Source organism: Pseudomonas sp. PS02302, from assembly GCF_029959585.1.
Classification (GTDB): domain Bacteria; phylum Pseudomonadota; class Gammaproteobacteria; order Pseudomonadales; family Pseudomonadaceae; genus Chryseomonas; species Chryseomonas aestiva.
This window is the reverse complement of record NZ_JASCON010000001.1, coordinates 146,156-160,743: the sequence shown is the minus strand read 5'-3', so window position 1 is coordinate 160,743 and position 14,588 is coordinate 146,156. Positions and strand designations below refer to the sequence as shown.

The following is a 14,588-nucleotide window of genomic DNA, read 5'->3' as shown; positions in this document are numbered from 1 at the left end:
TCCAATTAGAAAATTGGCCTGAGGAAAATTTCTTCAACGCCCACCGAAAGACTTCTATCATCACCAGCAATGTCGCATTCTGCAGGAGATATGTGATTTTTGGTGATGATAACAATATTATTGTCCTTTGCCGCCGCAGGAAAGTTCAGCAGGCATCTTTCACTATTCAGGCAGCCATCAAAAACGGCTTCGCCGTTTAGTAAGACTTTAATGTGCTGCTCATACTCAGGATTTGGTTTGAAGACCGTAAGCATGATATTAACATGAACATCAAAACCACGTTTGTGATCAAGGAGCTGGAAACCAAGCGTATGGACGGGACCTATGCCCCAAACGCCCCACTCTTCTAAGTAGGACCATCCATAGAATAGATATCTCTCAAGTTCTACTCCCGCTACTCTGCTGAGATAATGCATGGGAAAGAAAAGATGACCTTTGCATTGACTAGCCGAACAATCCACTAGCTTTTTTTGATACCACGAATCGAATAGATACTCAGGCATTATGCTTTCATCACATGCCGCCAACTCAAAATTGACATTATTTCTTTGCAACGCACAATCGAATGTCGAAAGATTCGAATTATCGAACCCTAGATCCGCTATTGAAAGCACGGGAGCACACAGCGCCTCGAAAAGCACATCTAATAAATCCAGCTTCTTAAAGGTATAGGCCACATTGTGCCCGCCCCTTACCCAATAGGAAGTGAATGGAAGCCGCGCAACATGCAGTGTATCTTCGTAATCATCGATCGAGAATAGAACGATATATTCGACACCTGACGCCGCTGGAAAATAGTCCAACAACTCCGGATTTTCTACCGCATTTACGATTTCGATATTACGAATGTCGAAATCGGTCGAGAGAGTTGATCTGGGCGAGATTGCGACAACCCTATTCGCTTTGACATACTTCGCCAACCTTAAAACCCCAGCTCCTCCCATGCTGGAGCCTAAAAGGGTAATTCGTGACTCCGTACTATCTGGAACAAGGTTCTGTATAAAATCCACCAAGTCCATCCAGCCATGGGGATTTGTATACCATGACCGACTATTGTCCTTCACATAGACAAATGAATAATTAAAAGAAGACTTACTTACACCTTTAAAGTCAAACTCAGGGTCTTTGGAAAAATCGCTACCAATTCCTGCAAGAATTATTACTACGGAGCTTACATTTTCATTCAATCTGAGCTTAACTTGATAGGCGCCTAACATTAGCTCTGCGTCATTATCAAGTGCCATATCAAACGTATCCTAATTCAGCTAACCTATCATAGTACTTTCGCCCGATTTCTTTTAGGCCGAACAAGTCGTCATACTCCGAAATTTCGTGCTTTTCGAAATATCTACCTTCATTTTTTAGGTAAACCTGCCGCATTGCCTGAGCCGCGATCTCAACCTCAGGATCTGCCCATCGTTGGCCAACAGCTTCGACGTACTCATCCGAACCCACTGAAATCATTTGGTACGGGATCAGGTAGGCACCGTCACCAATACAAAAGTCCCTGTTCCCTCCATAATTGGTAGCTATAACGTCCATTCCCAACAAAAGCGCCTCGGCGATTCCTCGACCAAAGCCCTCTGCTCTATGAAGGGAAACAAAGCAGTTGCACGCGTTATATAGTGAAACCACCTCTTCCTTAGCAAGAACAGCGTCTATTATCTTAATCCGCTTATCTTCTTTAGCTGCTGCGTTTATCTGATCCCAGACAGGACCTTGTGAAGCTCTCATCGCTTTTATTACGAGAAAAACTTGCTTATGCTCCTCCTTAAAGGCGGATATAAAAGCATTCAACACAGCGGCTGGGTTCTTCCTATATACCGAAGAGTTACCATCGAACGAAAAAATAAATAAAAAACTATCGAGAGGCAGCTTGAATTTTTTCCTGGAATCTACCACAGATGGGAGATTTGCATTAATCCATACCGCCATAGGCATGTGCTTTACCGGCACTGCGGAAACCGGATCAATAGCCCAAAAAGTATGCTGGCTCGAACACCAAATTTCATCAACCAGACAAAAGGTATGCGTCCAGTTTTCAGGCCACGAACTCAGCTCCCAAGGCCAATAACCTATATTGTATCGACCTGAGAAGAGTCGTCTCCCCTGCTCTAAGAAAACCCGAAGCATCTCAAGCGCCGTTAGGCAGATGATGTTTACCGCATACTTTGGCTCGTCGCTAACCCATGCCTCCAGGCTCCGGTCGTCCTGACTTATCTCCTGTCCTGGCTTCACACTCACGATTACGAAAGGAATATTTCTTTCGATGAGACAACGGGCCGCCATTCTCACATCTTCGCCGATGCCCAACTCACCATAGGCGTAACCTATGAGATTTACGCCACCAACCAGACGTCTGCTTTCTTCCAGTTTTTCTTCATCGTCCGGCCATGCAGTAGGTCTTGCCTTCGAGATATTAGATAGGCCTGCTTCCACTATTCCGCAGCTGTAGAGCCAAGAGCGGTAGGCTAACAAACCTTCTTTATCACCTAGATCAAAAGCAGAACGTATGTCTGGCCTAACTGAATATATGAGCTGAGAGAAAAGTGTCTTCTCTATCTGATCAGTATGGAAAAGAACTCTCTCTTGCCAAGCCGGTACATCTTTCGCGGTCATGCCGATATCTGCCAACCCACCGCCGACAAAAAACCATGCCAGCGCCTTTAGCTGATCGTCTTCAGTGGCTAGCCTGCTATCTATATTTAAGTCTGGCCTCCCCGCTATTACGAGATGCAGCATCCGGGAAATCCCGGCTGACCACCTAGTTTTAGGGAGGCTTGCTGGTACAGATAGGTCTCGCCAGTACTGGGAAAACTCACGTAGCGCTTGATATTCTCTGCGGCCGTGCACTACACACCAGCCCAAAAAACCTAGACGCGAATCAGTACTTTCCAATGACAGTCCTGGGAAACTCTTTTCGCGCAACTGTAATATCGCAAGGTGTATATGGTAAAACTTAGAAATCCCGGCTACCCCTAGCTCAGGAATCTCTTCGTAATAATAATGGGTAGCTGATACGAAACTATTTGGCTCCTCGAAGTATTGGGAAAAATTCATCTACCCTCCCCCAAAGCACCGCCCTTCATGGATGAGAAACTCATGCCGGCGTAAGTACCCAATGCCCAGTCCGCGTTTAAGGAAGGATGATAGGCAGGGTCATACCTGTAGGACGTCCCCCAGCGCGATAGCAGGAGATTTTGTTCTCTCTTGGATCGCGCGGCCTTGTCCGCCGTGGAGTCCTTCCCCCGACTCGCCGATTCCGCGTGAATCAACTCGGCGAATGGCGTCCAGAGGATCTTCAGGCCGAGCTCATTGATGCGCAGGCACATGTCCACATCGTTGAAGGCGACAGGGTGCCGGACCTCGTCCATGCCTTCGATCTGCAGATAAAGGTCGCGGCGCAGGATCAAGCAGGCGGTGGTGCAGGCGCTCTGACGACGAGCAAGATGGTTGAAGCCCAGATAGCCGGGATCGTTGCGCAACCAGTTGTTGCCCGTATGGGCGGCCAGGCCGTTGATGCCGATGACGACACCGGCGTGCTGGACCATGTCGTTCTTCCACAGCAGCTTAGCGCCTACCGCTCCAACATCGGGTCGCACGGCCAGACTCATCATTTCCTTGAGCCAGTCGGGATGCAGGATCTCGATGTCGTTGTTGACCAGCCCTATGTACTCCCCCGTGGCGAACTCGACACCGACATTGTTCAGGGTGGCGTAGTTGAAGGGATAGGGGTGCGGCAGGATGCGTACGCCGCGAGTCTTGAGTTCGTCGAAGTACTCCAGGGTCTGGGGATCGCTGGTCTGGTTGTCGACGATGATAAGTTCCAAGTCCGGGTAGTCGGTCTGGGTCAGCAGACCCTCCATGCAGGCATGCAGGAGCTGGTAGGCATCCCGGGTAGGAATGATCAGGCTGATCTTGGGCAGGCGCTCGGGCAACGGCCAGTGGGTGCGCAATGCACCGGGCAGTTTGGGCTGGCGGCTCAGACGGGTTCCCGGACGCAGCTTGTTCACTAGCCAGGTCAGGCGCTCCAGACGCTGCGGCTTGCCGGCATCGCAGAAGGCCGGCGTGGCGGGACCGCTGGCACCGCGATGGCTGAGCACCTGGGTCACGCGGGCAACACCTAGCTTGTCTTGCTCGGTGGCAAGGATAAGGGCGGCGAGTACGCCTTCGTGATCGCGTGGCAGCTCAGGTGCGGCGTTCAGCAGTCGGACGGCGCGCTGGATGATGTCGCGGCCAAACAGGGCACCCGCGGTGAAGAGATCGGCGCCCAGGTAGAGGTCCAGATCCCAGCTCGGCTTGAACCAGGGATTACTACGCTGGCCATCCGCTCCGTCCTGATCGCTATCAGCGAAGGCCCAGGCCGCTTGCTTGCCTGCCTCCTTAGGTTGCAGAGCCAGCGCGAGTTGGTCGAGGGCGTGAGGCTGCAGCCGACTGTCCAGTGGCTGGAGCAGCACGGCTTCGGCCCCCTCCTCCAGCAGCAACTGTAAGGAGGTAGACACATCAGCGGGATCGGCGAAGGCCTGGGTGAAGGGTCGCAGGCGTTGTTGGCTCAGGCTGTCCAGGCAAGCCTGCCGCTCGGTTTCACCGGCGTCGCCATGGAGTAGAACGGCGATCCGGCTACCGGTCACGGCTTCTGGGTACTGAGGTGCGCGCTGGTAATGAGCGAACCACTGAGGATAGTGACCGAAGCCGGCGCTACGCGGACAGCGTTGATCGTAGTCGCGCGCCAGGCGGATGAGCAGGTCGCGAGGTGCCGGATCGGCCTGCTCCGGCCAGTGGGCGGCTACCAGTGCGCCGAGCCCATCGGCGTGGCAACAGACGGTGATGGGACTACCCTGCAAGGGGCGGCCCTGGTCGTCCTCGATATGCACTTCGCGACGCTCGCCGTCCCCGAACTGCCAGGGTAGCTCCAGGCTGTAGCCATGATCGGCGTCGGCGCGATAGATGAGTGCGGGATGGTGCAGATCGGCCAGGCAACGGGCGACGATCTGATCGCCCAGGCGCGCCCTCACCTCGACATGACGTCCCGGGGTGGTGTCATCCCAGACCCACCCCCCCACGGCCAGGCCACCGCCATACCAGACCTGACTGCCCGGTACCTGAGCCTCGGCCTTGCGCGGCTTCTCGCTGGGCAACTCCAGGGGCTCGCTGATCCACGGGCCTTCGTTGGCCAACCGCACGGCGATACGCCGAGCCCCGCTGAGCCAGGCCGGCTGCAGCTGGAGAGCGAAGCCGTGAAAGCCGTCACCGACCAGTGGATCGTGCTGATAGGTGTCCGCACGTACCAGGGCTACGGAAGCCCCATCGATGACGACCTCCAGTGCCAGACGTAAATCGGGCTGCGCAGGATCGAAGGCCCAGCCCTCCAGTACATTGCCGTGAAGGCCTTGAATCTGACCTTGCACAGTGACCAGGGCGGGAGCTTGAGAGAGTTCAGTCATGAAGAAACCTGTCGGGAAGAGCGTCGCCCAGCAGGGCATTCAGGGGCGCGGGCAGCAGGCTGAGGGGATGGGCGCCCGCTTCGTTCGCGACCGCACCCGCGGGTGCATAGAGGGGCAAGGCGGTATACCGGGCAATCTGAGGAGCGAACCAGGCACTGGCCGGTGCGGCTTCGAGGCTCAAGGCCAGGGTACAGCCTGCCAGGGCAGGTATCCGGGACCGCGAGACGCCGGGAAGCTCGATCAACGGACTGACATTACCGCTGGCGAGCAGGCTCTTTTCCCAGTGCGTGCGCTCGAGCAGCAGGAAGCGGCAGGCCAAGCCTTGCCGTCGGCTCAGGCGAACCAGCTGCAACCAGGCCTGGGCCAGGCCTGGATCCGCTAGGGAATCAGCGATCAGGATATTGCCCAGGCGTTGAGCCGGTGGCTGGTCGAGCGACGCAAAAGGTGCGTCCGCCGCAACAGGGACCTGGGGATTGCTCATCAGCAACGCGGTGGCGAGCGCGGTGAAGGTCACGCGCTGCTCGCCGGCCGACTCGCGGAAGTCATTGGCTGGGGAAGAGATATCAGCGATCGGATCGATCAGGCGATAGGGTACGCCGATCCGTGCAGGCAGGGCTTGCAGCAAAGTAGGACAGCGCTCCGGCTGAATGTAGTCCAGGGCGTTCGGCCGCAAGCGCTGCAGGTCGGCAATCAGTGGCTCCATGTCAGCGGGTAGACGATAGTCCAGGAGCACCGGCAAACCCTGGCCGTGAACCTGGAGGCTGACCTCCAGCTCGGCATCCGTCTGCCGAAAGGCCAGTACGAAGGCAGGGCTATCGCTGCCAAGCGCCGTGAGGAGATCAAGTCGATCAGCCGCGATGATCGCTGCGCCGATGTTGGCTGTTGCCAGCTGTGCGCCAAGCTCGGCAAGTCGCTCGCGCTGCAAGCGCTGGCGGTAGGGCTTGAGCGGATCGTGACGATAGAAGCGCTCGAAGGCGCGCTCTGCACCGGGATAACGACGGCGGAGAATGGCGTTATTGAAGGCTACCCGCTCGAGCTTTTCCGCGCCGAAGGAAACACCGCCTCGATGCGCAACGAAGGCCCGCTGTGCTGCCACGTGCCGCCAACCCTGGGCCTTGGCCCTCAGGCACCAATCGGTTTCCTCGCCATAACCGCGCTTGAGCTGAATCTCGTCAAGCAGGCCGATCTGCTCCAGCGCGCGACGCTTGATATAGAAGCAGAAGCCACAACCCACCTCGATCTCGGGCGGCGCCGACAGGTCGCTGGCGGCCTGGCGATGCAGGGCACGCTGTTCGTCCAGCGTGGGCATGACGTGGCTCTTGCGGCTTTCCGGGAAGCTGAGCAGCTCGCCGTTGTTGCTGAAAGGGGTCGCGGTGGCTATATCGGCTGCAGAGTAGGCGGCCTCGCGCAGCCTGTCCAGCCAGTCATCGCAGACGCGCGCATCAGCGTTCAACCACACCACATCGCGCCCGGGATGCAGCGCCATACCTCGATTCATATTGCGGATGAAGCCCAGGTTGGCCGGGCTGCGGTGGAGCTCGATCCGGCCCGCCTCGGCCAGTTCGCGCAGCGCCTGACTCAACTCCGGCTCGGGGCTTTCGTCGTCCAGCACCACCACGTTCATCGGGGTCCGGTTGGCGTCCAGGCTATCGAGCACGCCCTGGATGCAGGCGAGCGATGCCTCACGCCCGCGGTAGATGGGAATGAGCACATCCACGAGCGGTTCGATGGACGCTACCGGGGTTTCAGCCGGTATAGGCCGCAAGGGTTCGACGGCCGCCAGGGGACTGCCCAGAACCTCGCTACCATCCGCCCAGCACAGGCGCACACGTCCGAGGGGAGCAGGCAGGCGGATGCGAATGCCACCATGACGCCCGCCATTGACCGCCTTGGCCAGCAAGGGACTGGGCAGGTTGGCAACGATGGTCTGTTGGCGATCACCCAGTTTCAATGTGAGCTTGACTGGGGTCTGCGGATGCCGGGTATCCAGCGCCCAACCACGAATTTCTTGGCTGGCCGGATCGAATTCGACGTACCCCCAGCGCCGTGGCGACAATTGCTGCAGCAGCACGGCCAGTTCGTCGGCGCTGTCGACGTAAGGCAGCTGCTCGACCAGTTGCGAAGGTTTGACGCCCGGTAGCGCGATGAGCGCGCGCAAACGCAGTAACCGAACCGCAGGGGTATTACGGGCAGGATTGGCCGGGTCGGCGAGAAAATCGTAGGCGGCTTGGGATTCGCCCTTTTGCAGGAGCACGTGAGCAAGCAACGCAGCCGTTTCGCCCTGCCGCGCCAGACTGGTATTGGCTTCGGCCAAGGCCAGGAAAGCCTGATCCAGCGACCCTCTGTTAAGCGATGCAAGACCGGCGGAGACCAACGCTACCGGGCGCTGGTCGGGAATCTGGAGTGCCAGTTCGAGACGACGTTGGGCCTCGTCTGGATGTCCGGCCTGGAGCAGAGCCTGATAGTGCTCCATGAGTGTCGATTGGCTCATGGGCATAGGTCTCCGCGAAAAGCCAGGTGGATCAGAGTACTACCGTTTTAAAAAAAACTTCCGGCCCTAAGGCCGGAAGTCTTGTTTCAGGTCAGCGAAACGCTGTTAAACCTGACCGGTGACCACGATGACGCCGGTGTCGTGGTTCTGAGCTTCCACGGAGCCAACGATGCCTACGGCAACGTCTGCACGGGTGTGGCCGGTAGCCAGCTGCTGAGCCCAGTACACCAGACCATCGGTGTCCGCAGCACGACCCAGGGCGCCTTGGTAGAGGCTCTGGATGAAGGCACCGTCGCTCAGCGGAGTGGTGTGAGCAGCGTTGTACTCAACCGAGTTCAGGAACTGGTTGGCGATGCTGGTGGTGCTTACGCCAGCCTGAGCCTGACCGACCCAGAACTGAGTACCCGAAGCGTCTGCATCACGGCCGAGAACAGCTTCGTACAGACGGATGGAGGTAGCTTCGCCCTGGTTGCTAACGATGGCCAGAGTATCGTTGCCGGTAACGCTGGCGACGAATTGGACGTTGGTCAGAGTTGCTTGACCGCTGGTGGTGCTGTTCAGCACGACGCTGCCGTTGGATACGGAGACGGTGTAGTTGGCCAGGTTGCTGACGTTGACGACGTCATAGCCCGAACCGCCGTTGATGGTGTCGATACCGTTACCTGCGTAGATCACATCGTTGCCAGCACCGGTATTGACGTTGTTATTGCCGCCGTTCAGGACAACGGTGTCGTTACCGCCAGCGGTGGTGATGGTGTCGTTGCCGGCACCAGCATCAACGTGGGTGTTGACGTTGTCGGTGATGGTGATGGTGTCGTTGCCCGAACCGCTCACGACGACGCGCGCGGCAGCAGTGCCTTCAACGGCAGCAGTCGGGGTCACGGCAGCGGAGTTGCCGATGGTCGCGGTGACGTTGGCCGAGGTGTTGAAGAGAATGGCCGAGCTGTTGGCGACAACCGAAGGAATGGTGACGGTCACGTTGGAACCAGCAGCACCCAGATCGCTGAAGAACACAACCTCAGGAGTAACGACCTGACCGGTGACGGGATCGAAGTTCACAGACAGATTGGTACCAGTCGAGGTGGCAACCGGCAGAGTGGTAGCGGTATCCAACTTCAGAATGGTCGAAATGGCATCGACAGTGCTGCTGCTCAGAGCGGCGTTGGAGGTCAGGGTGGTGTTCAGAGCAGAAGCGGTAATGGCGGCATCGTATTGCATGAAAAGAATCTCCTGGGTCGCGCGTCAGTTCGTGACTTGCGCGGAATAAAGCGGGGCTTGGGTGAGATCTTCCCTGGGAGACTGGTAGCGGGCAGCGTTCATCTCGATGCGGGGGGTGATCGATACATGTAGAGCAACTAGCTTGGCCTGCCCTTGTTGGGCAGTAACTTCCTGGCCGTCCACGAGGTCCTGCGGAGGGCATCCGGCAAAGACCGCCTGGGCGTCCAGGACGTATTCGGCGCGGCGTGGCCCGACCAGAGCCATGGCCACCGCGGTGATAGGCGCACGCTTGCCGCGCGAGCCCGAGAAATTGCCGCTGAGGACAGCGGGTTGCAGGACATCGGCGACCTTGCAGCTATAGGCGACGTCAACGCCCGGAGGCTTGTTGGGCCAGACAATGGCGAACCCCTCAAGGCGGGCTTCTTGATCGAGGTTACCCACCCATTCGTCGGCCGTGACATCACCTTGAGCCTGAACATGCCCAATCAGCTTGAGTACCACTGGGCTGCCATGGCGCTCAGCACGAGCAGCAGCTTCAAGAGCCTTGCTGGCCACGACCGGAGCCTTGCGCTGCTGTTCGGAGCGAATGATGTCAGCGGAGGTATCGATCCGATCGACACGCAGATCGACCTGGCGCACCGGTAGGTCGGCACGCTGGTATTCGGTGATGAGCAGGGTTCCAGCGCCGTTCTTGACGCGCACGATCAGCGTGTCGCCGAGGCGGGAAAGTGTATTGCGAACGACGGTTTCGCCAGGGAAGAAATCGACCGAGCTCTTGCCAATGGGGGCAGGCTGCAGGCTGATGAGGCAAGGCTCCTCGGCAATCTCCTGGGATGCGTATCGAACGATATACATACCGGGCTCGAGGGTGAGCAGCCGAGTCTTGAAGGTGAAGGGTGAATCGTCCATTTGATCCATCATGCCCGTGACCGATTTCCTTAACAGTCCCGGATAGGTGCATCCGAGCCTTGGTCAAGTGCCAACCATATCACACCTTTTATGTGACGGTGCCGGCTTCTTGACGAGGTCAGAATAGGCGAATTTCGTTAAATCTCAATGTCAATTCGTATGCTGGTCACTACCGTTCGGTAGAAAAGTTCAATGGCTTTGATAGCAAAAAGCCATAAAAAAGGGTGTGCCGGCCCACAAGTTTGAAATCCCTATCACTGAAACCGGAAACTGCATACTAGACACCTGTGCTAGGGTGCGTTCCTTTTGAGCCCAGATCGATCGTGCGCATTCTGCATGTCTTCAAAACCTATCTACCTGACACCCATGGCGGAATCGAACACGTCATTCGCCAGATGTGTCTGGCTACGAAGGGCTTTGGAATCGATCACCGGATCCTGACGCTGAGCAGGCACCCTGTTCCGGAATCTCTGGAGGTGGATGGCATTCCTGTCCGCCGCGTCAAACAGGATCTCGACCTCGCCTCAACGGGTCTCTCCTTGACCGCTTTTCGCGCCTTCTCCGAAGAGGCCCGCGCTGCTGACCTGGTGCATTTCCATTTTCCCTGGCCTTTCATGGACGTCTTGCAGCTGCTGACGCGACCCGGCAAACCCTATGTGGTGAGCTATCACTCGGACATCGTCAAGCAACGTCATCTGCTCAAGCTGTATACGCCCCTGATGCAACGCTTCCTAGGCAACGCAACTCATGTCATAGCGGCAACCGAACCCTATCGCCGATCCAGCCCCGCCCTGCAGCGTCTGGGCACCAAGGTTCGGGTCATTCCCTATGGCCTCGATCCTGCCAGCTATCCTGAGGCCGATCCGCAGCGTCTCGCGAGTTGGCGCCAGCGCCTCGGACCGCGCTATCTCCTGTTCGTAGGGGTGTTGCGCTATTACAAAGGTCTGCATCTGCTGCTGGAGGCGCTTCAAGGGCTGGATTATCCGCTGGCGATCGTTGGCGCCGGCCCGGAAGGCGAGGCGCTGCGTGCGCAGTGCGAGCGGCTGGGCCTCAGAAATTGCCACTTCCTGGGACGTCAGAGCGAAGAAGATCTGGCAGCGCTCTATGCCGGCTGCGAGAGCTTCGTCTTCCCCTCCCATCTACGTTCCGAGGCCTTTGGCATGGCGTTGCTGGAAGCGGCCATGTACGGCAAGCCTATGCTCAGCTGCGAGATCGGCTCGGGCATGAGTGAGATCAACCTCAGCGGCCAGACCGGGATCGGCGTGCCACCGGAGCCTGCGGCTTTACGCGAGGGGCTGATGACACTGTGGGAGGATGCCGTGCTACGAACCCGCTACGGACAAGCCGCCCGGGCACGCTTCGAGACGCACTTTCGCAGCGAGATCATGGCCAGCAAGCTTATCGAGGTCTATCGCGAAGCCCTGGCCTGAGCGGTAACCTAACGACCCCGCAGGGCGAGGCGATACACCTCTAGCGTCCGCGCGGCGCAGGCGTCCCAGGTGTAGTCGCGAGCGCGGCGCTCGCCTGCTTCCACGCGCTGGCTCACGGCCAGGGGATCGTCGAGGACGTCCAGCATGGCCAGGGTAATGGCCTTGAAGTCTCGTGGATCGGCCTGTAGGGCGGCCTCGCCGACCACTTCCGGCAAGGAGGTGGTGTTGGAACAGATCACGGGGCAGCGCGCGGCGAAGGCCTCGATCGCCGGCAGTCCGAAGCCTTCGAACAACGACATGAACACCAGGGCCGCCGCACTCTGCAGCAAGGCGATCACTTCATCCTGGGGCAGATACTCCAGCCATTTGCCTTCGCCCCTGGTTTCCAAGGCCCGCAGCTCCTCGACCAGGGTTTCGGCACGCCAGCCGTTACGACCGACCACGACCAGAGGATGCCGCTTGCGTAGGGCCTCGGGTAGCTGGGCATGAGCCGCGAGAACAGCCGCAAGGTTCTTGCGCGGCTGTAGGGTACCGACGAAGAGAAAGAAGCCAGGCTCCAGGCCATGCTTGCGCAGTATGTCATGACGCTCGACGTCGGATTGCCGGCTGAAGTAGTGCCCGTCCACGCCGAGTGGCGTGACATGGACCCGCTCTTCCGCAATGCCCAGCAGTCTGACGATGTCTCTCTTGCTGTATTCCGAGATGGTAATGACCTGATCGGCCCAGCCCACGCTCTGGTTGAACACCCAGTTTTTCAGTCTGCGCAGCTTGAGCGTCACCCACTCGGGATGAATCTGCGGAATCAGGTCCATCACGCTGGCCACCATCGCCACATTCTTGAGCCGAGGAATGTGATGATCGGGCGCGTGGAAGATATCGACTTCGTTCGCCAAGCGCTGGTCGACCTTACGATCAGCACCCAGCAGCGCATTCTTCAGGACGAACTTGGGGAAGTGCGGAGCCAGGCTGACAGGGACGCCGCAATCCAGAGACGGGGTATCTACGCCAAAGGTGTAGGGACGAATCCGGACGTCTGAGCGGCTGGTGAACGCCTGGGACAAGGACTGGGTATAGATGCCGATCCCATCGAGATGCCCCTTGGCTACCCCAGAAGACCAGACCGTGCTGCCCAGTCCGACTTTCAATGCCGTCAACGGACTCTCCTCAAGGACCTGTACAGGTCTTCGAGCGTCCGCTCCAGCGAGATCAGTTCCCTGGCACCCACGATCTTGCGCAGGCGTGCGTCACTGCCACGGAGCGTCGGAATCTCGTTAGCCCGAACGAAGGCCGGGTTGACCCGGACCTCTATCGAGTAACCGGCGATCCGCTCCATCAACTCGATGATGGCGCGTAGCGCCGTTGCCTTGCCCGAGCAGACGTTGACAGGACTGGCACGATGGTCGCTGTCTAGCAGCCCCAGGTAGGCCTGCGCAAGGTCGCGCACATCGGAGAAGTCCCGACTCACGTCCAGGTTGCCCAGCTCGATCACGCGCTCTTCGCGGGCAAAATGGCCGACGATCTTGGGGATGAGAAAGCGCTCGTCCTGGCCCGGCCCGGTGTAATTGAAGGGCCGGGTGACGACGATGGGCAGTCGGTCGTACCAGGTAGCGACCATATGCTCCATGGCCAGCTTGCTGCAGGCGTAGTGATTGACCGGTGCCGGACAGACCGACTCATCGATCACTTCGATGCCGGGAGTCCCATAGATGTTGGCGCTGCTGGCAATCAGCACCCGCTGGGGTTGACGCTCGAGCGCACCGAGCGCCTCCAGCAAATTCAAGGTGCCGAACAGGTTCACCCGATAGAAGGCTTCCTGGTCGGCATGCCCGACAAAGGCCAACGCTGCCAGATGGATGACCCAGTCCGGCTGCACCTGAGCGACGGCAGCGGCGACCGCTACCTTGTCGGTGAGATCGCATGCCAGGGTGACATCCGCATCGGTAGTACCACTACCGAAGCCGACTACCTTGAATCCCCGCGCCTTGAGCGCCTGGATGAGATAGCGTCCCGTAAAGCCCGATGCGCCTGTGACCAGAGCGGTTGGCATGCCTATCCCCTTAGTTAGAACGAGAAGCCTTGTTCGTTGCGACGCAGGTCAGCCTCGACCATCATCTGGCAGAGCTGCTCCAGGGTCGTCTTGGGCTCCCAACCCAGCTCGCGCTTGGCCTTCTCGGGATCACCGATCAGCAGATCCACTTCAGCGGGACGGTGGAATTTCGGATTCACGGCGACGACCTTCTTGCCGCTGCGGGTGCAATAACCCTCTTCCTTGTCGCCTTCGCCCTTCCACTCCAGCTGGATGTCCACGGCCTTGGCCGCCAGGCTGACGAAGTCGCGCACGGTCTCGGTGCGGTTGGTGGCCAGCACATAGGTGTCCGGCTTGTCGGCCTGCAGCATGCGCCACATGCCTTCGACGTATTCCTTGGCGAAGCCCCAGTCACGCTTGGCGTCGAGGTTGCCCAGCTCCAGCACGTCCAGCTTGCCCAGCTTGATCTTGGCGATGCTGTCGGTGATCTTGCGGGTCACGAACTCGCGGCCGCGCAGGGGGGATTCGTGGTTGAAGAGAATGCCGCTGGTGCCGAAGATGCCGTAGGACTCGCGATAGTTGATGGTCATCCAGTGGGCATAGAGCTTGGCCACGCCGTAAGGGCTGCGCGGATAGAAAGGCGTGCTCTCGATCTGCGGAATCGCCTGGACCTTGCCGAACATCTCCGAGGTGGATGCCTGGTAGAAGCGGATCTCCGGATTGACGATGCGGATGGCTTCGAGCAGGTTCACCGGACCGACGCCGGTGATTTCAGCGGTGGTTACTGGCTGGTCGAAGGACACGCCCACAAAGCTCTGGGCAGCCAGGTTGTACACCTCGGTGGCCTCGGTGGTCTGCAGCAGGCGGATGCTGGCGGACAGGTCGGTCAGGTCATACTCGACCAGATGCAGATTGGGATGGCCGGCGACACCCACTTCTTCGATGCGCCAGAAATTGACCGAGCTGGTACGGCGATAGGTGCCATAGACGGTATAGCCTTTCTCCAGCAGCAGTTGGGCCAGGTAGGCGCCGTCCTGACCGGTGATGCCGGTGATAATAGCTTTCATTTG

10 protein-coding genes are annotated in these 14,588 nt (G+C 58.4%); 1 reads left to right on the top strand and 9 read right to left on the bottom strand.

Features of this window, described 5'->3' with window-relative positions; all coding sequences use genetic code 11:
• Positions 1-5 precede the first annotated feature (5 nt).
• From QMX82_RS00800 to QMX82_RS00775, 6 genes are all read right to left on the bottom strand, one after another.
• The gene (locus QMX82_RS00800) at positions 6-1,244 is read right to left on the bottom strand and encodes a hypothetical protein (RefSeq protein WP_208693455.1); all 1,239 of its coding nucleotides are present in this window, start codon (positions 1,242-1,244) and stop codon (positions 6-8) included.
• A 1-nt stretch (position 1,245) separates the two neighbouring features.
• The gene (locus tag QMX82_RS00795) at positions 1,246-2,742 is read right to left on the bottom strand and encodes a glycosyltransferase (protein WP_282280861.1); all 1,497 of its coding nucleotides are present in this window, start codon (positions 2,740-2,742) and stop codon (positions 1,246-1,248) included.
• 314 nt (positions 2,743-3,056) lie between these two features.
• Positions 3,057-5,444, bottom strand: a complete 2,388-nt coding sequence (locus QMX82_RS00790; RefSeq protein ID WP_282280860.1) for a glycosyltransferase family 2 protein — start codon at positions 5,442-5,444, stop codon at positions 3,057-3,059.
• Positions 5,437-7,935 (bottom strand): glycosyltransferase family 2 protein, encoded by a 2,499-nt coding sequence (locus QMX82_RS00785; RefSeq protein WP_208693452.1) that lies wholly within the window; start codon positions 7,933-7,935, stop codon positions 5,437-5,439. Before QMX82_RS00785 ends, QMX82_RS00790 begins: the two co-directional genes overlap by 8 nt.
• Before the next feature lie 105 nt (positions 7,936-8,040).
• On the bottom strand, positions 8,041-9,153 hold the full coding sequence (locus tag QMX82_RS00780) for a DUF4214 domain-containing protein (RefSeq protein WP_208693451.1): 1,113 nt from the start codon (positions 9,151-9,153) through the stop codon (positions 8,041-8,043).
• Between the two features lie 24 nt (positions 9,154-9,177).
• Positions 9,178-10,062, bottom strand: a complete 885-nt coding sequence (locus tag QMX82_RS00775) for a cell wall-binding repeat 2 family protein (protein ID WP_282280859.1) — start codon at positions 10,060-10,062, stop codon at positions 9,178-9,180.
• A 323-nt stretch (positions 10,063-10,385) separates the two neighbouring features.
• Here QMX82_RS00775 and QMX82_RS00770 point away from each other — a divergent pair, with 323 nt between their 5' ends.
• On the top strand, positions 10,386-11,492 hold the full coding sequence (locus tag QMX82_RS00770; RefSeq protein ID WP_208693450.1) for a glycosyltransferase: 1,107 nt from the start codon (positions 10,386-10,388) through the stop codon (positions 11,490-11,492).
• A gap of 8 nt (positions 11,493-11,500) precedes the next feature.
• On the opposite strand, the gene QMX82_RS00765 is transcribed toward QMX82_RS00770, so the two are convergent.
• From QMX82_RS00765 to gmd, 3 genes are read right to left on the bottom strand one after another with little or no spacing between them, the layout of a single operon-like run.
• Positions 11,501-12,637 carry a glycosyltransferase family 4 protein gene (locus QMX82_RS00765; RefSeq protein WP_208694885.1) on the bottom strand — a complete coding sequence of 379 codons (1,137 nt, stop codon included), beginning with the start codon at positions 12,635-12,637 and terminating at the stop codon, positions 11,501-11,503.
• A 5-nt stretch (positions 12,638-12,642) separates the two neighbouring features.
• Positions 12,643-13,539 (bottom strand): NAD-dependent epimerase/dehydratase family protein, encoded by an 897-nt coding sequence (locus tag QMX82_RS00760; protein ID WP_282280858.1) that lies wholly within the window; start codon positions 13,537-13,539, stop codon positions 12,643-12,645.
• Positions 13,540-13,553: 14 nt separating this feature from the next.
• Positions 13,554-14,585: a GDP-mannose 4,6-dehydratase gene (gmd, locus tag QMX82_RS00755; protein WP_208693448.1), complete on the bottom strand. Its 1,032-nt coding sequence runs from the start codon at positions 14,583-14,585 to the stop codon at positions 13,554-13,556.
• Between the last annotated feature and the right edge of the window lie 3 nt (positions 14,586-14,588).